We start from the raw sequence: 20,820 nt of genomic DNA on the forward strand, positions 1-20,820 counted from the left end.
TTGGGTTAGCGATTGCGAGAGAACGCGATGCGCGGGTCGACCGGCCTGGTGGCCGGAGCGGAGGAGGCGGGGGCGGGCACCGGCGCCTTGCCCGGGATGCCGTTGCGGGCCGGGCTGGCGGCGAGCGCGGCGGCGCTGATGGGGGACTTGTGGGTGGTGAAGCCCTGACTGCGCTGGTGGTGCGCGGCCGTTGTCGCTGCAGGAGGACGACGAGCTGCTACGTCGTGCGCGAGGCGGGGCTGCACCGCGACCTGGAGGTCGGATCGGTGCATCGACACCGTGGCGCTGGCGACCTTCTCCATGGCCTCGCTGCGGTCGGTGGTGATGGGCAGCGTGTAGATATCCAGGTTCGGGTTGTGCCGCCAGCCGTGTTCCTCCAGGATGAGCCGGCCGCCGAGCGCGGAGGAGCGGTCATCGGTGGCCGCGACGATCCCGAGCTGCGGATGCTCGGCGAACGCGACGTCGGGATCTACACGCGGGGGCCGGTCATGGGCGGGAGCCGCATCCGAGGCAAGCGAGGGGTCGAACGCGGAGTCCACGTCGACCTGATAGCCGGCCCTACGCAGCATCGCGACGGCCCGGGTGGCGCGGTCCTGCCCGTCACGCTGCTGGTCGGCCAGTGCGTACAGCGTTGGTTGGCCTGGGACGGGGTGAAAGTCGAGCCCCTTCAACATCCACGTGCTGGCGGCGAGTTGTTTGGGGTTCGCGGCGACGATGCCGTAGTCGGGGTGGCGGCCGACTGCGACGTCCGGACGCGAGTCGTAGTGGGTGGGCATGGCAGATCCATCCGGTGCAGGCTCGGGAAGAGGGGCGGTCGAGGGCCGGGATGGTTCTGCTGGTGCAGGACATGGAGCGCTCCGAGGCGGGAAGCGGTCAGCGACCGGGAACGGACGAGGGACGGGCCGGCGGCAGCGCGGGCCGTACGGACGAAGCCGCTGGCAGTGGTGCTGGGGCCATGCGCTGTGCCGGGTGCCCCAAGCACCGACGACGCGAGCCGAAGGATGGTGGGGCTAGGGGTAGTGGGTTCCATGAGGATCCGGCGATCGGCCGGTTTGGTCCGGCCGGGACTCGGTGCTAGGGCCTGTCCGGAGCACCTGCGGGGGCAGTTCGAGGGGGTGGTCTGGCGGTTCCGCACCGGCAGCCAGTGGCGGGAGATGCCTGCGGAGTTCGGGGCTTGGAGCACGGTCTACGACCGTTTTGCCCAGTGGCGCGACGCCGGCGTCTTCCAGGCCCTCATGGAGGGGATGATCGGCGAGGCCGAGCCGCGAACAAGTAGATCTGTCTCTGGTCAGCGTCGATTCCACGATCGTGCGCGCCCACCACGATGCGGCGGGTATGCGGGTGAGCGAGGAGGTGCTGGCCGCACTGGAGGAGGCCGAGCGGGCAAAGGGGGCGCCCGGAAGGGACAAAACGAGCAGGCCGCGGCGGGCGAGGACGGAAACGATGCCGAGTGGGCCGGGCGACGGCGCCTGCGGTGCCGGAGGCGGCACGGCTGAAGGCCGCCGCCCTCCGCCGCTCCCACGGTGGGCTGACCAGCAAGGTCCACCTCGCCTCCGACCGGCACTGCCGCCCACTGGCCTTCGAGGTAACCGAGGGCCAGGCCGCCGACAGCCCACGCTTCATCCCCGTCCTGGCCAAGGTCAAGGTCCGCATCCCGGTGGGGCGTCCACGCACGCGACCAAACGCCGTCGCCGCGGACAAGGCATACTCCTCCCGCGCCAACCGTGCCTACCTGCGCAGACGGAGGATCAAAGCAGTGATTCCGGAGAAAGCAGACCAGGCCGCCAACCGCAAGAAGCGTGGCAGCAGGGGCGGGCGCCCGGTCTCCCACGACGCCGAGTTCTACCGGGAGCGCAATACGGTGGAGAGGCTGATCAACAAGATGAAAGCGTGGCGGGGCGTGGCTGCCCGCTACGACAAGACGCCCGGCAGCTACCTGGCGGGGCTTCAGTTGCGGGGGTCGATCATATGGATCCAAGTCTCCGCCCGACCCCATGACCACAACACGGGCGGCCTCTAACGAGCTCGTGCACGGTAGGCAGTGAGACGTCGAGTACTTCCGGTCGGGCTCGGTGTTCACATCCGCCGTGCCGGGATCAGGTCCGCGGTCTGCTGATGGGACAGCAGACCGGCGATGGCCTGGACTGTGTCGCTAGTGTGCTCGCGGCGGCCGAGGTGACGGGCCAGCGACCGCCAGTTTTTCAGGTGGGCAATGCCGTGCTCGACCCGGATGCGGCGCGAGGAGTGCGCCTTACGCTGCCGCTCGTACATCTCCTCGTACCAGTCCGGAGCGTTCTTCTTGAACTTGCGGTGCGGTGGTGTCACCACGCGCCCGCCGGTCTGCGCGCCCAGGCCCTGGTAGCCGGCGTCGGCGAGGATCTCCACCGCAGGACCGTCGACCAGGAGCTTGACCAGCCCTAACTGGCGGGCGTGCGTGATGTCCGCGCAGCTACCGGGCTTGGTTGGGCTGCAGAACAGCACTCGACCGTCCCCGTCCGTGACCACCATGGCCTTCACGGCGTTCTGCTTGCTCTTGCCGGAGATGAACCTGTCTCGGTCCTTGCGTCCGGCGGCCGGCCGCCGGACCCGGATCTCGGTGCCGTCCATGATGCCCGTCGTTCCACTGGCGCCGAGATGGTCGACGACCTGGGCCAGGGACTTGAGCCTCACACCGGGGCTGACGGTGCACCCTCGCTCGGCAAGCAAGGGCCGCACCTCGCCGACGGCTCGGGTGATGGTGGAGCGGTCAACGCCGAACCAGCAGGCCAGCACGTCGTGTGTGGTCCCGTGGCGGAGATGAACAAGGGTGGCCAGGAGCCGGTCGACGAACACCAGCCGGTGCTTAGCACCGGCCCCCACGGCCCGCTTCCGCTGCCGGGACACAAGCCTGGTCTGGTGACGCTCGTGCCACAAGGGGCCGACCTCGGCGACGAGTTCGGCAATCACATCGGCGCCCAGGCCCGTGATCCTCCGGTCGCTGATGATCGCTGCACGAGTCGCGTTCCCCACCACACCGTGATCAACGATCGAGAGTTGGATGCCTCACTGCCTACCGTGCACGAGCTCGTTAGGGTGGGGTTGTCTTTGCGGAGCTTCGCGGACACCAACGTCGACAACCCGCACCGCCGGGTTCGGTTGAGCTTCCTCGGTTAGGGCCCCGCGTCAGTGGGACTGGAATCGCCGTCTGTACTGATCGAGTCCTGTCTTGGCTTCAGACTGGCGGCGGGTTCCTCGGCTCGGGGCGGTACCCGTTCTCTCCCATGCCGGCCTGCGGCAAGAGCCGAATTTCGGCTGGCGGCGATGGAACTGGCCCGGATCACGGCTTTCGGGCGTCGGCGAGCATGCTCTGGTGGTTGGCCAGAGCGGTGGCGCGCAGCATTTCGCGGAACTCTTCGGGCACGGTGCCCCGTGTCTTGATTGCGTGGCAGTACGGGGGCGTATCGAGACCGTCAGGGGTGCGGTCGGCTCCGCCGAGCGCTCACGCCGGGTGCGTGCCGTGCCCAACGGGTTCTCCAAGTACCTGATGGTATGGGTGGTCCTCGCGATCGTGACGGCGGCCACCCTGCTCGTCCTGGGCTGGGTGACCGCCACCGGGTGGTCCTGGCCGGCGCCCTGCCAGATCGTCCTCCCCGTCGGGCTCGGGCTCGTCGTGCTGAGCCTGGACCAGACGTGGATGAGCCTCCACCCCTTCTACCGTGCCCGGCTGGCCTCCGCGTTCGCCGTCCGCCGCAGGACCTGCCAGGACGGTGAACAGATCGCGGTTCCCTACCGGTTCGACGAGCCCACACCGCTTCCCTGGTACGACCGGCGGCACGGCGGCTTCCCCCAGGTCGTCTCCGCCGCGGCAGCCAACCTCTCCGGCGACGACCGGACGCCGGCGGGGGGCACGCGGTGTCGTTCACGCTGTCGTACGACTATGTCGGCGGTCCGGACGTCGGGTACGCCCGTACGGATGTCCTGTGCCGCCGCACCAGGCCGGTCATCCGCAAGGACCTCACCGTCGAATCCGCCGTCGCCGTCTCCGGCGCGGCCTTCGCCTCGGCCGTGGGACGCCAGTCGCGCGCGTTCCGGACGCTGTTCGCGCTCTCCAACGCCCGGCTCGGCACCCGGCTCCCCAACCCCGGTGTGCTGGGCGCTCTTTGGGGCGAGCACACCGACTGGGGCCTGCCTCCGATGCCGGGGATCCGTCGCCTGCCCTACCTGCTGCGGGAGGTCTCCGGCCGTTATCCGATGGACGACCGGATGCTGCTGGTCACCGACGGCGGGCACTACGAGAACCTCGGCCTGGTCGAACTGCTCCGGCACGGCGTCACCACCGCCGTGTGCCTCGACGCCGGCGGAGGTTCCGGGGTCTTCACCGCCGCTCTGGGCGAGGCCATCGCCCTGGCCCAGGAGGAGCTCGGCGTCGAGGTCACGCTCGCGCGCGGGGACTGGGAGAAGCTCGTTCCCGGCAGCGCGGCACCGGGACACCGCGATCGCCATCACCCCGAAGCTGAGGCACATCGAACCTACCTCTGGGCGCCGGAAGTGCTTCTGGTCGCCGCCGCGCGCCTGTCCGTCGTACCGCTCCCGCGGCCGGGCGAACTCCGAGTTCCTGAAGGCGAATTCTCCGACGGTTGGGTCGGTTCCGGTATGTCCGGGCCGGCTCCTGCCAGACGGGTTGCACCGCAGAGTGGAGCCGGCGCGCCGTGTTCTGTCTCAACCCGCCGGGCGGGCTTGCCGTATTCCTGATCCCGCTGGGGGTAGCGCTCGCGGCGCCACTGTGCTGAGCGGGGCCGGTCGGGGCAACCGACGGCGGTACTGGCACGGGCCGCACCGACCTTGGCCGTGATCGAGAGTGCGGCCGACGGCAACTACCAGTCACCGTGGGCGGTTTCCGCTTCGGCCCCGGACGGTGGTCGTCGTGGGACGGCTGATCTACGCGCTGTGCCCGGGTCGTAAGCGCGGGCGCCACCGGCGTGGTTGGTCTGCTCGCCGCGGTCCTCGTCGCGGCCGCGAGCGCGCATGACGGCGCCATCGGCACCGTGCTCCTGGGCCACAACCTGCCCCTGCGTCACGGTCACAGTTGGGTAACGCGCACTTCGTACCGCGGTATGTGATATTGCACATGTCACACACTGCTCCCATGAGAAGAGCCAGAGCCCTGATATGGGCCGTCGCCGCCATCGGCGGAGTCCTCGCGGGTGCCGCCCCCGTCTCCGCCTCCGCGTCGGAGGGCACCGGCCAGGGGAAAGTCGCCTGGAGCTCCTGCCACGACGCGACCACTCCCGCGCTGCAGTGCGCCATGCTCGAAGTGCCGCTGGACTACGCGCACCCGAACGGCACCAAGATCAAGATCAAGGTGAACCGGCTCCCGGCCACCGCACCCGAGAGCAAGCGGCAGGGTCCGATCCTGTTGAACCCCGGCGGTCCCGGCGACTCCGGCCTGTGGATGCCCGCCTACATCTCCGGAAAGCTCCCCAAGGACGTCGCCTCGGCCTACGACTGGATCGGCTTCGACCCCCGCGGCACCAACGCCAGTGAACCGCACGTCACCTGCGACGCGCACTACTTCGACGCCGAGCGGCCGGACTACCAGGTCAGCAAGGGCACTTCGCAGGCGTGGCTGGAGAAGTCGGCCAAGTACGCCGCCGACTGCGCCGCGAACTGGGGGTGGTTCCTGCCGCACATGACCACCGTCGACAACGCTCGCGACCTGGACGGCATCCGGCGGGCGCTCGGCGCCGAGAAGATCAACTACTACGGTGGCTCGTGGGGCACCTCACTGGGCTCCACCTACGCCCAGCTCTTCCCCTCACACGTGCGCCGGATGGTGCTGGACAGCATCGTCGGCCCCACCGTCACCTGGTACGACCACAACATCCTGCAGGACAAGGAGCACCAGCGCCGATTCGACGCCTTCGCGGCGTGGACCGCCAAGGCCGACCCGGTCTACCACCTGGGCACCGACGCCGCCACGGTGGAGCGGAAGTACTACCAGGTCGAGGCCGCACTGCGGACCAACCCGGTGGATGCCGCCCCGGCCCCCGGCAAGATCGGCCCCGCCGAGTTCGAGGACACCTTCTACGGCGGCGGCTACAACTTCCTGCGCTGGCCGCAGATGGCGACGGCGCTGTCGGCCTACCTCACCAAGAACGACACCCGCCCGCTGCGGATCGCCTACAACCGCTACGCGGCCCCTGGCGCCGACGACGGCACGTTCCCGGCGTACAACGCGGTCCAGTGCACCGAGAACAACTGGCCGCGCGACTGGCAGTTCTGGAAGAAGGACCAGGCCGAGGTCGACGCCGTCGCACCCTTCTACACCTACAACAACATGTGGTACAACGCCGCTTGCATGTTCTGGCCCTATCAGGGCAACCAGGCCGGCCGACTGAAGATCACCGGAAAGGGCCTGCCGCCGGCCCTGCTCTTCCAGGCCACCGAGGACGCCCCCACCCCCTACCCGGGCGCGATCGCCATGCACAAGGCGCTGCCCGGATCCAAGCTGGTCGTCCAGAAGGGCGGCAGCTTCCACGAGATCCTGTTCCACGGCAACGCCTGCCTGGACGACACCTTCACCGCCTACCTGCGAAACGGGCATCTCCCCACCGGCAAGGGCCTCATCGCCAAGACCTGCGCACCCGAACCCGACCCCGCCCCGGTCTACGTGACCCCGACACCCACCACCATGAAGGCCGAGCCCGGCCTCCCGGCCACCGACCCCCAAGCCATCCACGGCATCAGGTGACGGGACACAGCGCTTCCGCACCCGCAGAGTCGTACGCCGGGCTCGACGGTCGACCCGGAGGACGTGTTCTCGCGTGCGGTCCAGACCGTACGCCCGATGGGCACCCGCCCCGACGAGGCCCGGCTGGCCGTCGCCGTCAGCAAGCGGGGCCTGCCGGTCGGACGACCCGGCCGCCTGCCCGACCGCCCGGAAGAACGCCGCGACCTGCGCCACAACGCTGGACGGCGGCTACGGCATTGCCAAGGCCATCATGATGGTGGACCCCTGAGGTACACGATTCGCGGGCGGTTATCCTGGCGTTCGGCGTCGGATGCCGCCCGCTCCGCCGTTCTGACGCGCAAGGAGGAGGCGCAGTGAAGGATCTCCGGCGGCCGGAGGAAGAACCCACTTGGGCTTCGCTGTCCCGTCGGGAAAGAGCGCTCGCCGTCTCCGGCATGACCGGCCTGGGCCTCGGTGTCGTGACAGTCGTGGCCGTTGTTGTCCTTCTGGGTGTCCTCCTCGTCGCGTCGGCCTCCCGCAATCTGATCCAATCGGACGGGGCGGGCCCGTTGTTCTGGGGTGCTTTTCTGTGCCTTCCTTGCGGGCTGCTCGCCGGCATCTTCCTCTGGCCGCTGCGTCTTCTGCTGCGCCTGCCGTCCGTCCCGGGGAAGGCGAAGCGCGGCGCAGAGATGGGGTTGTCGGCGGCGACGACGTTCCTCGCGGCGTTGTTCGTCGAATCCTGCACGCCCGGGCTGTACGTGCGGCAGCCATGGCTGCCGGCCCTGCTGGCCACGCTCCTGGTGGCGCTGGCCAATGTGGTCGTCCATCGCTTTGAGGAACGCAAGAAGCGGCGGGAAAGCCGAGGTTGAGGCGCGAAGGGTACGTGGGTGGGGTCCCGCTCACGGCGGGGCATCGTGGAAAGCCGCAGTGCGGGCGGGAGGTCGACCGCATGGTGTGGTGCCGGCTCGCTGCCCAGCGTGAACGGCATGATCGCAATGTCGGCCGCCGCGCCGTTTCTCGCGTCTTCTGCCGGACCTGCCGGCGGTGTCGCCGGGTGGGCCGTCGAGGTCATGGGCGTCCTCGGCGCCGCCGGGGCGGGGGTGGCCAGTCTCGTCGACACCGTGCTGCCGTTCGTTCCGAGCGAGATCGTCCTTCCCGTCGCCGGATTCGCGGCCGGGCAGGGCCGGTTGAGCCTGGGGGCCGTCATCGTCGGGACCACCGTCGGCTACCTCCTGACCGCCGGCCCGTGGACGCCGAACGGCGCCGCCATGAGGCGGCTGCCGCGGGACGGCGGCGCGAACCGCCGGGTCCCGGCGGTGCTCCGCTCCCTCGGAAGCCAGGGGCCCTGACTGGGCGGGCATGGGGTGCGCGCCGGTCAGGGCCCTGGTGGGGGAGTGGGGTCAGGGTGTGTGGAGGGACCACTTGTCGCCGTCTATGCGGGTTGCGCCGGGGAGGGCGATGAGTTCGGGTTTGAAGAGGGGAGGGGCGTCCATGGCGGGTTCCCAGGTGGCGAGTTCCTCGTCCTGGGGGACCTCGACGTGCCGGCCCTCGGCGAGGTCGGTGACGACGCGTATCAGCAGGCGCACGCCGAGCGGGGCCAGGTGGTCGCGCCACAGGCTCTGCGGGGTCGAGTCCGGGGGGACGAACAGGTGCTCCTGGGCGGCGATCGGGCCGGCGTCGGTGCGTTCGGTGAGGTGGTAGACGCTCCCGCCCGTCACCTTCTCCCCGTCGCGGATCGTCCAGCGGATCGCGTCCCGGCCGCGGTGCAGCGGCAGCAGACTGGGGTGGTAGCCGATGGTCGCGACATTGGCCCTGGCACGGGTCCGGCGGCCGATGAAGGCGTGCGAGTGCGCGGCGACGATGAGGTCCACCCCGTCCGGGATGTGCATCGCGCGCAGTTCGGCCGAGTCCGTCCACTGGATGCTCCTGGGGTACGCCCAGGAGCGCAGGCGGTCCCAGGACAGCGCGTTGCCGTCGTCGGAGTGCCCCTTGCGCAGCCGGGGGGCGGCCACGCCCACGATCTGGTGGCCTTCGTCGCACAGGGCCTCCGCGACCTGCACCGCGAATGCCCCTTGTCCTGAAATGTAGATCTTCACTCGCGCTCCCGGCGGTCGCTGGTCGGGTGTCTGTTCGGTACGGCTGAGAGAGCGCTCCACCAGGGCACGGGAACGGCCGGTCGCGGCTCCGGTGTCCGGTGCGTTCGCGCGCGGGGTTCGTCGTCCCGGGCCGATGGGGGAGGCCCTTGTGGCGGCGGGCGGTCCGGTCGGGCTCCGGGGGCCGGTCGTGCGTCGTGCCGGGCCGGCCCCCGGAGCGGGTCAGGGCGTCGGTGTCCCCGCCAGTGTCGTGAAGTGCGCTTCGACGTAGTCGAGGGCGCCGTCGCGAGCGGTGGCGGTGTGGACGATCCGCCAGCCCGCGGGCACCTTCAGGTGCGGTCGCCACAGGGCGTGCCGGCCACCGGCGTCGGCCACGACCAGCCAGTCACCGTCACCGCCGTCGAAGGGGTTGCCGCTCATCAGTCGACCTCTTTCAGTCCGGAGTGGTCGGGCCGGAACCGCACCGGCAGCGTGGAGAACCCGGTCAGGAAGTTGGACCGGATGGGCAGCGCCGCACCGGTCCGCTCGAACCCGGTGGTGAAGTCCCGCAACGCCGTGAGCAGTTCGGCGATCTCCACCTTGGCCAGGTACGAGCCGACGCAGAAGTGCGGTCCGTAGCCGAAGGCCAGGTGCCTGTTGGGGGTGCGGCCGAGGTCGAACGCCCCGGGCCGGTCGAAGACCCGCTCGTCCCGGTTGCCGGAGGCGTGCCAGAGCGTGACGATCTCGCCCGGCCGCAGCCGTACGCCGTGCAGTTCGGTCTCGCGGACGACACTGCGCCCGAAGTGCATGGTGGGGGACGCCCAGCGCAGCACCTCGTCGACGGCGGTGTCGATCGCGACCTCGCCGTGCTTGAGCCGCCGCCACTGCTCGGGCTGAGCCGCGAGCGTGTGGACGCTGTCGATCATCGTCAGCCGGCTGGTCTCGTCGCCGCCGATGATGAGGCTGTAGCAGTTGAGGACGATGTCCTCGTCGGACAGCGGCACACCGTCGATGGAGCTGGCGACCAGCATGCTGATCACGTCGTCGCCCGGCGACTCGCGCCGCTCCTCGACCATGTCCATGAAGTACAGCAGGATCTCGTTGCGGGCCATCTCGGAGTCGACCTCGTCGACGTCCTCGGCGTCGGTCGACAGCGCGGTCTTGGTCTGGGCGAGCAGGTGGTCCCGGTCCTGCTCGGGCACGCCGAGCAGGTTGGAGATGGTGTTCATCGGGATCCGGCCGGCGATCTGCTCGGCGAAGTCGCAGCCACCGGCCGCGACCGCCTCGCGGATCAGCTGCCGGGTGTTGACCCGCACCGCCGCCGCCACCTCGCTGAGCACCCGCGGCGAGAGCACCCGCTGAAGGATCTTGCGCAGCTCGTGGTGCCGGTGCCCGTCGGTGACGGCCAGCATCCGGCCGGCGCCGGCGTCCCCGCCGCCCAGCAGCGTGACGAGCACGTTGCCGCGTTCGGAGGTGAAGTGCACGTCGTCGCGGTAGGTGGCCAGGATGTCCTCGTGGCGGGAGACCACCCAGAAGCCGCGGCGGCCGTCGACCGGGGGGTTCCAGTGCACCGGTGCGGTGTCCCGCAGGTGGCGCCAGAACCCGTCGAGGTCGTGCTCCGCGAACGTGCCGGGGTCGCCGAGGTCCACGGTGTCCAGTGCTGGTGTGGTCACGGTCACCAGTCCGTACGCCAGAGCCGACGCGGCCGGAACGGGTAGGTGGGCAGCGGCACGCGGTGGCTGGCCTCCCCCCGGTGCAGGGAGCCGAAGTCCACCCGCTCGCCGTTCACCCAGGCCGCGGCGAGGTCGAACAGCGCCGGTCCGTCCTGGCCGGACGGCACGATCCCCTCGTCGTTGCGGCCGAGGGAGGCAACGTCCACCTGCGGCGCGGCACCGGTCGCGGCGGACTGGCCGCGGGGCGAGCCGGCGGACAGCGCCTCGATCAGCTCCGCGCGGCTGCGGACCACCGCCGCCCACCGGCGGTCCATCACCTTGCGGCCCAGGTTGAGGCTGTAGCAGACATCGTCCAGACGCAGGTCCGGGTCGGCCACCAGCCAGTCCTTGAGCCGGGTGCGCTGACGCGCCAGCGCCTCGTCGTCCAGGGCGGACAGCGTGGCCAGGCGGGGCCGGCCGGCGACCTCGGGCGCGCGCTCGGCGAGGGTCGGCGGCTCCTCCAGCACCAGGTGCGCGTTGTAGCCGCCGCCACCGATCGCCGTGGCGCCCGCCCGGCGGATGCCGGACTCCGGCTCCCAGTCGGCCACTTCGAGCTGCGGGACGAACGGGGTGCTGGGGAAGTCGATGTCCTCGTTGACGTCCGTCAGGTTGATCGTCGGCGCCAGCTTCCTGTGGTACAGCGCCAGCGCGGCCTTCGCGGCACCGAAGCCGCCCGCGACCACGCCGCCGTGGCCCACGTTGCCCTTGACGCCGCCGATCGAGCAGGTGCCGGTCTGCTTGCCGAACGCCATGCTCACCGCGTGCACTTCGAGTTCGTCGGTCATCGGCAGACCGAGGCCGTTGGCCTCGTACATGGACACCGTGTCCGGGGTGACGCCGCCGACCTCCATGGCGTTGGCGATGCAGGCGCTCAGCCGCTCGGGCTGGGCCAGACCGTAGGCCACCGCGCTGACCCCGTTGTTGTTGATGGCCGAACCCTTGATCACGGCGTAGATGTGGTCGCGGGCGGCGACGGCCTCGGCCAGCGGCTTGAGCAGCATCGTGACGACACCGCTGGACAGCACGGCGCCGGTGCCGTTGGCGTCGAACGGTCGGCAGTGGCCGTCCTTGGACAGGATGCGGTTCTCCTCCCACAGGTGGCCACGCGGGTGCGGCAGGCGGACCATCGCGCCGCCGGCTATCGCCATGTCGGTCTGGCCGAGCAGCAGCGACTGGCAGGCCAGGTGCACCGCGTAGTGGAAGCCGGCGCAGGCGGTGGTGACGGTGACGGCCTCACCGGTCAGCCCCAGGTAGTACAGGGCGTTGGACGTCATGGTGTCCGGCGACCACGCCAGGCCGTGCTCGATCGCCTCGGGACCGACCGACACCCGGTCCGGCGGAGAGCTGTAGAGGGCGGCGGTCTGCGGGTTGTTGGCGCCGTAGACGCCCACCTCGCCGCCGACCCGGTCCGGGTCGTAGCCGCCGTCCTCCAGCGCCTCCCAGGCACTCTCCACGAACAGCCGGTTCTCCGGGGTCATCGCGGCGGCCATCCGGTCGCTGATGCCGAACACCGACGGGTCGAACGCGTCGTACCCGTCGAGCACGCCGCAGGCCGGCACGTAGAACGGGTTGTTGATCAGGGTCTCGTCGACGTTGATCTCGTCCTTGGACAGGAACCGCACGGACTCCCTGCCGTGCACGAGGTTGTCCCAGAACTGTTCCTTGGTGCGGGCGCCGGGCGACTTGCACGCCATGCCGATGACGGCCACGTCGCCCGGGTCGTAGTCCTGCTCCGGACTGTCGGACATGAAAGGCTCCTGCTCGAGTGGGGTGGATGGGGGCTTTCAGCTGCCGTTGGAGGCGGCCCGGCCGCGCAGCGCGGCGCGGCGGACGGTGCCGCGGCGGCGGGCCGACTGGACCATCTCGGGGGTGGCGCCGCTCTCGTCGTCGAGCCAGCGGCCGAGGGAGTGGATGTCCCGGAAGCTGAAGAGGTCGGGCACCCGGACCCGGCGGTCGAACCGCCGGGTCATCAGCCTGGCCAACCGGACCAGCAGCAGCGAGTCGCCGCCGAGGTCGTAGAAGGCGGCCCGGACGTCGATGCTCGCCGGTTCGAGGCCGAGCAGCTGGCCCCAGATCTCCGACAGCGCCACCTCGGTCGGCGTGCCGGCGGCCGTCACGGGGCGCCCGGCGTCGGCGGCCGGCGGCTCGGGCAGCGCGCCGCGGTCGAGCTTGCCGCCCGGCGTCAGCGGCAGCGCGGGCAGGAACACGAGCGCCCCGGGCACCATGTACTCGGGCAGCTCGGCGGCGAGCTTGCCGGTGATGGTGGACTGCAGCTCGGCGTCCGCCCAGACGCCGTCCCGCGCGTCGCCCTCGGGCACGACGTAGCCGACGAGCCGGCGGCCCCGGACGGCGGCGGCGGCTTCCCGGACCTCGGGGCAGTCGGTCAGCCGGGCCTCGACCTCCTCCAGCTCGATGCGGTGCCCGCGCACCTTGACCTGGTTGTCGGTGCGGCCGACGAACTCCAGCTCGCCGCCGTCGGTCAACTGGACGACGTCGCCGGTGCGGTACATGCGCTCGCCGTCCAGGAACGGGTCCGGCACGAACCGTTCGGCGGTGGTGCGCGGCCGGTTGACGTAGCCGGGGGCCAGGCCCGCGCCGCCGAGGTAGAGCTCACCGGGGACGCCAGCCGGCAGCGGCCGGAGGTCCTCGTCGAGCACATAGACCCGGGCGCCGGGCGACGGCGGGCCGATCGTGGGCTCACCGGCGCCGTCCTTCGGCACCGGCCCGAAGGTGCAGAAGACCGTCCCCTCGGTGGGGCCGTAGGCGTTGAAGACCCGGTCGGCGCCGGTCTCCTGGTACACCCGGTCCACCAGCTTGCGGTGCAGGGGCTCGCCGCCGAACACGACCGTGCGCAGGTTCGGGGGCAGGCCGCCGGCGTCGAGCAGGCTGTTCATCACCGAGGGAATGGCGTGGAGATGGGTGATCCGGTCGACGTGCGGGCTCTCGGGCAGATGGACGGCGCTCTCCACGAGCACGACGGCGCCGCCCCGGCACAGTGCGGGGAAGATCTCCATCACGGACATGTCGAAGCAGATCGAGGCGGCCGCGGAGACGCCGCTGCGGTCGCAGCCGTCGAGGACCCGGTCCATCGCGTCCAGCATGGCGACGCAGCCGCTGTGCCGGATGGCCACGCCCTTGGGGCGGCCGGTGGAGCCCGAGGTGTAGATCACGTACGCGGTGTCGGCGGGCACGACCGGCACCGGCTTCGTGCCGGGCTCGGTCTTCACGGTCCCGTCCAGCACGACCACGGTCGGGCCGGCCGGGCAGTTGGCCCGGGAGGCGGGCGTGGTCAGCAGCAGGCGGGTCCCGCTGTCCCGGACCATGAGGTCCAGCCGCTCGGTCGGATACCTCGGGTCCAGCGGCACATAGCAGGAGCCGGCGCTCAGGATGGCCAGGAGGCCGACGAGCAGGTCGGGGGTGCGCTCGATGCACAGGCCGACCGGGACGCCGGGGCCGGCGCCCTCGGTGGCCAGCCGTTCGCCCAGCGCGCGGGACCGCTCGTGCAGCTCGCGGTAGGTCAGGACGCCGGCGTCGGCGTGCACCGCGACGGCGTCGGGCTTCGCCTCGGCCTGTGCGACGAACTCGGTGTACAGGGTCTGGGTCACTGGTCCGTCTCCTCAAAACGGCCGCCCGGCGTGATCTCGTCGAGTGCCAGGTCGGGTTGGGCGATCGAGTCGAAGAGCACGGTGCGGTAGAGCGTGAGCAGTGCCGTCACGGTCTGCTTCTCCAGGTAGCTCGGTTTGTACTGGACGTGGCCGACCACCTCGCCGGAGACCTCGGCCATGGAGATCTCCAGGTCGAACTTGGCGAGGTGCCTGCGTACGGGCAGCGGTTCCAGCGGCAGGGCGCTGTCGGGTGCGAGGGTGTCGCCGATGCCGTGGAAGAGCTTGACGGAGCGCGGGAAGGCGTCCGAGGACAGCCAGTTCACGACCGCGTCGAACCACGGCGAGCGGCCCTCGGCCCGCGGCGGCTTCAGGGTGGAGGCCAGCAGGTCGAGGGGGTAGTTCATGTGCTCCAGCAGGCCGAGCGCGAACGCGTGCACCTCGCGCAGCAGGTCGCGGAAACTGCGGTCGCCGGCGGGCCGGGCGCGCACCAGCACCGTGTTCAGGTAGTAGCCGATGGCGGACTCCCAGCCGGCCTCGGCGCGTTGGGCGATGGCGGTGGCCAGTACGGAGTCCTCGACGCCGGCCGCGCGGTTGAGCGTGGCGAAGAAGCCGGCCAGCACGACGGTGCTGAGCGAGACGCCCTCGCGCCGCGCGAACTCCCGGAGCCGGCGGGTCTCCTCGGCGCTCCAGCGGAACGTCAGGTCGCGGCCCTCGTAGGTGACGCCGGGCGGGCGCTCCATGGTGGACAGGTCGAGATGGGCCGGCGGGTCGGCCAGTTCGCGCGACCACCAGTCCAGTGCCGCGTCGGCCGCCGGGCCGGCCAGCCACTGCCGCTCCCACTCGACGAACTCCGTGTAGGGCGCGACCGGCTCGCGCTCCGCGGGGTCGGCGCCCTCGTAGAACTCCTGGAGTTCGCGGATCATCACGTCGGCCGACGCCGCGTCCGAGGCGATGTGGTGCACGAGCACCAGCAGGTAGTGGTCCGCGGGGCCGCGCGTCATCAGCACCACGCGCACCAGCGGGCCGTTGTCCAGGTCCAGCGGCAGGTGTCCGTGCTCGGCCAGTTCCTCGCGGGCCTCCTCGTCGTCCAGGTCCGTGCTGTCCACGACGAGGAACTCGTAGAGCGGTTCGTCCAGGACGACCTGGCGCGGGACGCCGCCGGCCTCGACGAAGATCGTGCGCAGGGCCGGGTGCCGCCGCATGACGGCCTGCACGGCGCGGTCGAGGGCGTCCTCGTCGACCGCCGCCCGGATCCGGGCGGCCACCATGAAGTTGTAGGGCACGGCGTCCGGGTCGACCTGCTGCATGAACCACAGCGAGACCTGGCCGTGTGACGCCGGCGCCAGTTCGAAGCCGAGACCGTCGGCGCGCAGCTGGTCGAGCGCCGGCGCCTCGGTGGGCTCCAGCAGACCGCGTGCGGCCAGCTCGTCGAGCAGTTCCTCGGCGTCCAGCTCGGTCAGGTCGTCGAGGAGGTTCCGTACCGGCCGGGCCTGGGGCGCCGGCTCGACCGCCGTCGCCGCTGCCGGTTGTGCCGCCGGCACCGGTGCGGGCCGGGTCTCCGGGGCCGGTGCGGCCGCCGCGGTCGCGGTCGTGGCCGCGGCCGACCCGCCCACCGTCTCGACGATGTGGTCGACCAGCTCGGGCACGGTCCGGCCGTCCAGGAACACCACCGGCGACACACGCTGCCCGAACAGCGACTGCAACCTGTTGACCAGGCGGATCGCCAGCATCGAGTCCAGGCCGAAGTCGCGCAGGCTGGCGCCCTCGCCGAACCTGTCCCGCGGCACGCCCACCGCGTCGGAGATCTCGCCGAGGACGATCTCCGCCGTCGACCTGCTCTCCACGGCCGCGGCCACGGGCTCGGCCACCGCCGCCGCGGCCACGGTCTCGACGACCGGTGCCGGCGCGGCCTCGGCCCGCGGCCTGGTGTCGGTGTCCAGCCAGTAGCGGTCCTTCTGCCACTGCACCAGCGGGGTCGCGACGACCTCGACGTCGTCGGCGAACAGCGAGTCGAAGGTCAGCGGGATGCCCCTGACGTACAGCGACGCGGCGGCCCCCAGCAGGCAGCGGAGGTCGCTCTCGTCGCGCCGCAGGGAGTTGACCGCGTGCACCCGGGCACCGCGGGTCAGCGCGATCTCCTCGACCGCGCCGCGCAGCGTCTCGTGCGGGCCGATCTCGACGAAGGTGCTGATCCCGTCCTCGCTCAGTGCGGCGACGGTCTCGGCGAACCGGACCTGGTTGCGCAGGTTGTGCACCCAGTAGTCGACGTCGGCGACCGGGTTCACCGTGTCCGCCAGCGCCGTGGAGTGGAAGTCGACGGTGCCGGTCAGCGGGGTGATGCCGGCGATCCGTTCGCGCAGCGGCTCGATCAGCGGGTCCATGCCGGGGCTGTGCACCGGCCGCTCGACCCGGATGTTCCGGGTCGGGATCCCGTCCCGCCGGAGGTCGTCCTCCAGGGCGCGGACGGCCTCGGGCGAACCGGAGACCGCCGCACTGGTGGGGCTGTTGACCACGGCGATCGCCGCGTGCTCGGCGTACGGGGCGAGCCTGGGCAGCAGCTCCTGCTCCGGCAGGTCGACCGAGATCATCGCGCCCGGGGCCGCCTTCCGTTCGAGCAGATGCGACCGGGCGACCACGACGCGGGCGGCGTCCTCCAGTGACAGCAGTCCGGCGACACACGCGGCCGCGACCTCGCCCAGGCTGTGCCCGACGACGGCGGCCGGCCGGACACCGAGTTCGAGCCAGACCTTCGCCAGCGAGACCTGGAGGGCGAACAGGACCGGCTGCTGGAAGTCCATCTCCTCGAACCTGGCCCGGTCGGCCGGGGCGGCGAGCTGGTCGAGCACCGAGCAGCCGCCGGCCGCGCGCACCGCGGCGTCGCAGGCGTGCATCCAGGTGCGGAATCCGCCGTGCGAGCGCATCAGTTCGCGGCCCATGCCGACCCACTGCGTGCCGCCGCCGGAGAACACCAGCGCCACGCGCCGGTCGCTGTTGCCGACGACCGTGCCCGTGACGACGTCGGGGTGCGGCTGCCCGGCGGCGACCCGGGCGAGGCCGTCCAGGACGTCCTGACGGTTGCGGGCGAACAGCGCCACCCGGTGGTTCTGCGGGGTGCGCCGGGTCGCCAGGGTGTAGGCCAGGTCCGAGACCCGCAGGCCCGCATCGCGTTCGACGTGGTTGGACAGCTCACGGCAGGTGTCGGCCAGCGCGGCCGCCGAGTGCGCCGTGACGGGTACCAGGTGCAGCTGTTCGTCGGCCGCGAGCGCGCCCGGGGCCGGTGTGACGTGCCGTCCCCGGTCGCCCGCGAGGAACGGGGACGCCGTCACCGGGTGGCCGGCGGCGTACAGCGCGCCGAGCGAGCCCAGCAGGGTCGCGGCCTCGTCGGCGCCGCGCCGCAGCGAGGGCAGCGTGGTCACGGTCAGGATCTCGCCCACGGACTTGAGCAGGACGGGATGCGGGCTGAGTTCCACCACCGCGTCGATGTCGTGGTCGCGCAGGGCCGTCAGGGCGTCGACCACCCGGATCTCCCGGCGCAGGTTGTCCGCCCAGTAGTCCGGCCCGAGCTCCGCGCCGTCGACGAGCTCGCCGGTGACCGTCGAGATCATCGGGATGCGCGTGGACTTCGGCGCGAGGCCGGCGAGTTCGACCTTCAGCGGAGCCAGGACGTGGTCGACCAGCGGCGAGTGCGGTGCGTGGCCCATCCGCACCCGATGGGTGGTCAGGCCCTCCTCGGTCAGCCGCTGGACGAGTCCGTCGATCTCCTCCGGAGTGCCGGTGACCAGTGTCGAGTTCCGGCCGTTGTGGCCGGACACCGTCAACTGGCCGGTCAGATACGGCTCGACGGCGTCCGCACCCGTCGTGACCACGATGCCCTCGCCGCGTCCGACGGCCAGCTGCTGTAGCAGCCGGCCGTGGCAGGCGGCCAGGCGGGAGGCGTCCTCGAAGTCCAGGGCACCGGCGAGGTGGGAGGCTGCGAACTCGCCGACGCTCTGCCCCACGACGACGTCCGGCTCCACCCCCAGCGAGCGCCAGGCGTCGGCCAGGGCCACCTGTATGCAGAACAGCAGCGGCTGGAAGACGTCCATGTCGTCGATGCGGCCGTCGGGCGCCAGCAGCTGGTCGACGAGCGAGAAGCCCAGCAGCTCCCGCATCCGCTTGTCGGAGCGCATCATCGACCGTCGGAACACCGGCATGCCGGCGAGCAGTTGGCGGGCCATGCCCACCCACTGCGAACCGTTGCCGGAGAAGAGGAACGCCACCCGGGGCCGGCGTTCGCCCCGCTCCCCGACGCTCAGACCGGCGGCCGTCGTGCCGGCGGCGAAGGCGTCCAGCTGCGCCCGCAGTTCGGTCATGTCGCGAGCGGCGGCCGCGAGCCGGAACCGGCCGTCGCCGGGCCGCCGCCGGCAGATCGCCCGCAGGTCGCTCTCGTCCCGCAGTGCCCGCGCCCGCTGTGCCAGTGCCTCCGGGGAGTCCTCGGCCAGCAGGACCAACGAGCCCTCGGGGCGCGGCAGTTCCTCCACGGCGACATGGCAGATCGCGCCGCCGAAGCCGAACGAGCTGACGCCGCCGCGGCGCGCGTCGGACCGGCGCGGCCACGCGGTCAGCCGGTCCTGGACGGTGAGGTGGTACGCGTCGAACAGGATCTGCGGGTTCGGGGTGGCGTAGTGCAGGCTCGCCGGCAGCATGCCGTTGCGGATCGACAGCGCGAGTTTGACCAGGCCGACGATGCCGGCCGCCGCCTCCAGGTGCCCGACGTTGGACTTGACGGAGCCGAGCCGCAGCGGCTCCCGGCGGTCGCCGCCCAGGACCGCGCCGATGGCGTTGGCCTCGATCGGGTCGCCGAGGGGCGTCGCCGAGCCGTGGCACTCGATGTAGTCCACGAGGGACGGGGTGATGCCGGCCCGTTGGTAGGCGGTGCGGAGCATCAGCTCCTGCGCCTGGGGATTGGGCGCGGTCATGCCGTTGCTCAGGCCGTCGTTGTTGGACGAACTGCCCTTGATCACGCAGTACACCGGCAGCTCGCGCTCCAGCGCCACGCTCAGCGGGGCGAGTACGACGACGCCGGCGCCCTCACCGCGGACATAGCCGTCGGCGCGGGCGTCGAAGGACTTGCAGCGGCCGTCCGGGGCGAGCGCGCCCATCTGGTCCATGGCGGTGTAGTAGTCCGAGACGAAGCTCAGGTTCACGCCACCGGCCAGCACCAGCTCGCTCTCGCCCAGCCAGATCGACTGGCATCCCACGTGCACCGAGACCAGCGACCCGGCACAGGCGGCGTCGATGGCCATGCTGGGGCCCTGCAGGCCGAGGACATAGGAGACGCGGTTGGCGATGATGCCGTCGTGCATGCCGGTCGCGGTGTGCGGGGTGATCTGGCTGTCGGGACCGCGGTAGTGCGCCAACGCGGCGTAGTCGCCCCAGCAGGAGGCCATGAACACACCGGTGTCGCTGCCGACGAGGCTGAGCGGCGGAATGCCCGCGTCCTCCAGAGCCTCCCAGGCCAGCTCCAGCGTCAGGCGCTGCTGCGGGTCCATCTGGACCGCTTCCCGGGGCGAGATGCCGAAGAACAGCGGGTCGAACTGGTCGATGCCGTCGATGAATCCGCCCCAGCGCGCGCTGTCGCGCAGCAGCTCGCGCCGCGCGGCCGGCACCGGGCCGACGGCGTCCCGTCCCTCGGTCAGCATCTGCCAGAACGAGGACGGGTCCGGCCCGCCCGGGAACCGGCAGCCGATGCCGACGATCGCGACGGGCTCGTGCGAGACCGCCCGGCGTCCGGTGCTCGGGGTGACGGTCTCCGCGGCACGCGGGCCCTCGACGAGCGCACGGCTCAACTCGTCGACGGTCGGGTACTGCCACATCCAGGTGACCGGCACCTTCCGGCCGAGGAATTCGGACAACGAGGCGGCCAGTGCGGCCGCCTTCGCCGATTCCAGGCCGTACTGGTGCAGCGGCGCCCAGCGATCCACCGCGTTCTCGGACACGTCCAGCAACTCGACGACGCGAGAAAGCAGAAAGTCTGTTACGGCGCGCACATTGCGCGGTCCGCGCTCTTGGGGCACTTCGCCTCCTCGGCAGGGCGGCTGGCAGGGGCTGGTAGCGGATTTGCCGCAGGCGGCTCGAAGGCGCGGGAAACTTACCCGGCCACGCAAGGGCAGTGGGGGATCGAGGTGCGGGAGGGGAATTCGGGCGGCTCGGCGCATGCGCCCGTGCCGATCCGGCGGCCGGGGCCGGCGGTATTCACCAGGGATGGTCAGTTCCCGGAATTCCGGCCGGAAGGCACCAAGAAGCAGAACTCGATGCGTCACCGGTTCCGCGAGACTTTCCGCGCGCGACGACGACCAGGGGTTTTGAAGTTCGTCCGGGTGATTGCGGGTGCGCGGCCCGCGGCCGATTACCGGCCGACCCGCGCTTTCACCACCGCGCCGGGTCGGGCCGGCGGCCGCCCGCGCCGTGTGTGCGTCCGCGCCGTTGCGTCAGCCTCGGCGTACCCACCGGGCGGTGCCCGGCTGCACTCGGCGGTGCGCCGGCCGCGTCGGCCAGGCTGGAATGCGGCGAACGCGAGAGAGATGAGGATGCCCGGTCAGGGCGAGGAGAGACGTGTGGTGCTCGACGGCCGGTACCCCCCTGGGCAGGAAGGCGTAGCCGTCGGAAGGCCGGTAATTGCACTGTGACTGCCCCCGTTGAGTCATGACCGAATCAGGTCACGGTCCGATTCGGGATCACTG

12 protein-coding genes and 1 pseudogene are annotated in these 20,820 nt (G+C 71.4%); 5 read left to right on the plus strand and 8 right to left on the minus strand.

Going from position 1 to position 20,820, the window contains the following annotated elements; all coding sequences use genetic code 11:
• Positions 1-5: 5 nt before the first annotated feature.
• Complete coding sequence (locus K2224_RS28990; protein ID WP_221910159.1) at positions 6-776, minus strand: hypothetical protein; 771 nt, start codon at positions 774-776, stop codon at positions 6-8.
• A 309-nt stretch (positions 777-1,085) separates the two neighbouring features.
• Here K2224_RS28990 and K2224_RS40895 point away from each other — a divergent pair.
• A pseudogene (locus K2224_RS40895) lies at positions 1,086-2,020 on the plus strand (IS5 family transposase); the annotation flags it as partial.
• Between the two features lie 56 nt (positions 2,021-2,076).
• On the opposite strand, the gene K2224_RS29005 reads toward K2224_RS40895, so the two are convergent.
• Entirely contained in the window at positions 2,077-3,012 is a 936-nt protein-coding gene (locus tag K2224_RS29005) for a transposase family protein (protein ID WP_221910162.1), read from the minus strand.
• Between the two features lie 879 nt (positions 3,013-3,891).
• On the opposite strand from K2224_RS29005, the gene K2224_RS40900 reads away from it, so the two are divergent.
• The 4 genes from K2224_RS40900 to K2224_RS29025 all read left to right on the plus strand — a co-directional run bounded on the left by K2224_RS40900 (position 3,892) and on the right by K2224_RS29025 (position 8,058).
• Positions 3,892-4,731, plus strand: a complete 840-nt coding sequence (locus K2224_RS40900) for a hypothetical protein (protein ID WP_260693545.1) — start codon at positions 3,892-3,894, stop codon at positions 4,729-4,731.
• 394 nt (positions 4,732-5,125) lie between these two features.
• Positions 5,126-6,730, plus strand: a complete 1,605-nt coding sequence (locus K2224_RS29015) for an alpha/beta hydrolase (protein ID WP_260693546.1) — start codon at positions 5,126-5,128, stop codon at positions 6,728-6,730.
• A 353-nt stretch (positions 6,731-7,083) separates the two neighbouring features.
• The gene (locus K2224_RS29020; RefSeq protein ID WP_260693547.1) at positions 7,084-7,578 is read left to right on the plus strand and encodes a hypothetical protein; all 495 of its coding nucleotides are present in this window, start codon (positions 7,084-7,086) and stop codon (positions 7,576-7,578) included.
• A 117-nt stretch (positions 7,579-7,695) separates the two neighbouring features.
• Complete coding sequence (locus K2224_RS29025) at positions 7,696-8,058, plus strand: hypothetical protein (protein WP_221910163.1); 363 nt, start codon at positions 7,696-7,698, stop codon at positions 8,056-8,058.
• Between the two features lie 51 nt (positions 8,059-8,109).
• On the opposite strand, the gene K2224_RS29030 is transcribed toward K2224_RS29025, so the two are convergent.
• The 6 genes from K2224_RS29030 to K2224_RS29055 all read right to left on the minus strand — a co-directional run bounded on the left by K2224_RS29030 (position 8,110) and on the right by K2224_RS29055 (position 20,154).
• Positions 8,110-8,805, minus strand: a complete 696-nt coding sequence (locus K2224_RS29030) for a formyltransferase family protein (protein ID WP_260693548.1) — start codon at positions 8,803-8,805, stop codon at positions 8,110-8,112.
• A 219-nt stretch (positions 8,806-9,024) separates the two neighbouring features.
• Complete coding sequence (locus tag K2224_RS29035; RefSeq protein ID WP_221910164.1) at positions 9,025-9,222, minus strand: MbtH family NRPS accessory protein; 198 nt, start codon at positions 9,220-9,222, stop codon at positions 9,025-9,027.
• Complete coding sequence (locus tag K2224_RS29040) at positions 9,222-10,460, minus strand: cytochrome P450 (RefSeq protein WP_221910165.1); 1,239 nt, start codon at positions 10,458-10,460, stop codon at positions 9,222-9,224. Before K2224_RS29040 ends, K2224_RS29035 begins: the two co-directional genes overlap by 1 nt.
• Positions 10,457-12,241 carry a type I polyketide synthase gene (locus K2224_RS29045; protein WP_221910166.1) on the minus strand — a complete coding sequence of 595 codons (1,785 nt, stop codon included), beginning with the start codon at positions 12,239-12,241 and terminating at the stop codon, positions 10,457-10,459. The genes K2224_RS29040 and K2224_RS29045 overlap by 4 nt, the downstream gene beginning before the upstream one ends.
• A 36-nt stretch (positions 12,242-12,277) precedes the next feature.
• Positions 12,278-14,098 (minus strand): non-ribosomal peptide synthetase, encoded by a 1,821-nt coding sequence (locus K2224_RS29050; protein ID WP_221910167.1) that lies wholly within the window; start codon positions 14,096-14,098, stop codon positions 12,278-12,280.
• Positions 14,095-20,154, minus strand: a complete 6,060-nt coding sequence (locus K2224_RS29055; RefSeq protein WP_260693549.1) for a type I polyketide synthase — start codon at positions 20,152-20,154, stop codon at positions 14,095-14,097. Before K2224_RS29055 ends, K2224_RS29050 begins: the two co-directional genes overlap by 4 nt.
• Positions 20,155-20,820: the final 666 nt, after the last annotated feature.

It is taken from the genome of Streptomyces sp. BHT-5-2 (genome assembly GCF_019774615.1).
Classification (GTDB): Bacteria; Actinomycetota; Actinomycetes; order Streptomycetales; family Streptomycetaceae; genus Streptomyces.

Excerpts from the sequence above, each read along its gene's own strand:
- K2224_RS29035 (WP_221910164.1), bottom strand. The coding sequence starts at position 9,222 with ATGAGCGGCAACCCCTTCGACGGCGGTGACGGTGACTGGCTGGTCGTG.
- K2224_RS29015 (WP_260693546.1), top strand. The coding sequence starts at position 5,126 with ATGAGAAGAGCCAGAGCCCTGATATGGGCCGTCGCCGCCATCGGCGGA.
- K2224_RS28990 (WP_221910159.1), bottom strand. The coding sequence starts at position 776 with ATGCCCACCCACTACGACTCGCGTCCGGACGTCGCAGTCGGCCGCCAC.
- K2224_RS29025 (WP_221910163.1), top strand. The coding sequence starts at position 7,696 with ATGATCGCAATGTCGGCCGCCGCGCCGTTTCTCGCGTCTTCTGCCGGA.
- K2224_RS29045 (WP_221910166.1), bottom strand. The coding sequence starts at position 12,241 with ATGTCCGACAGTCCGGAGCAGGACTACGACCCGGGCGACGTGGCCGTC.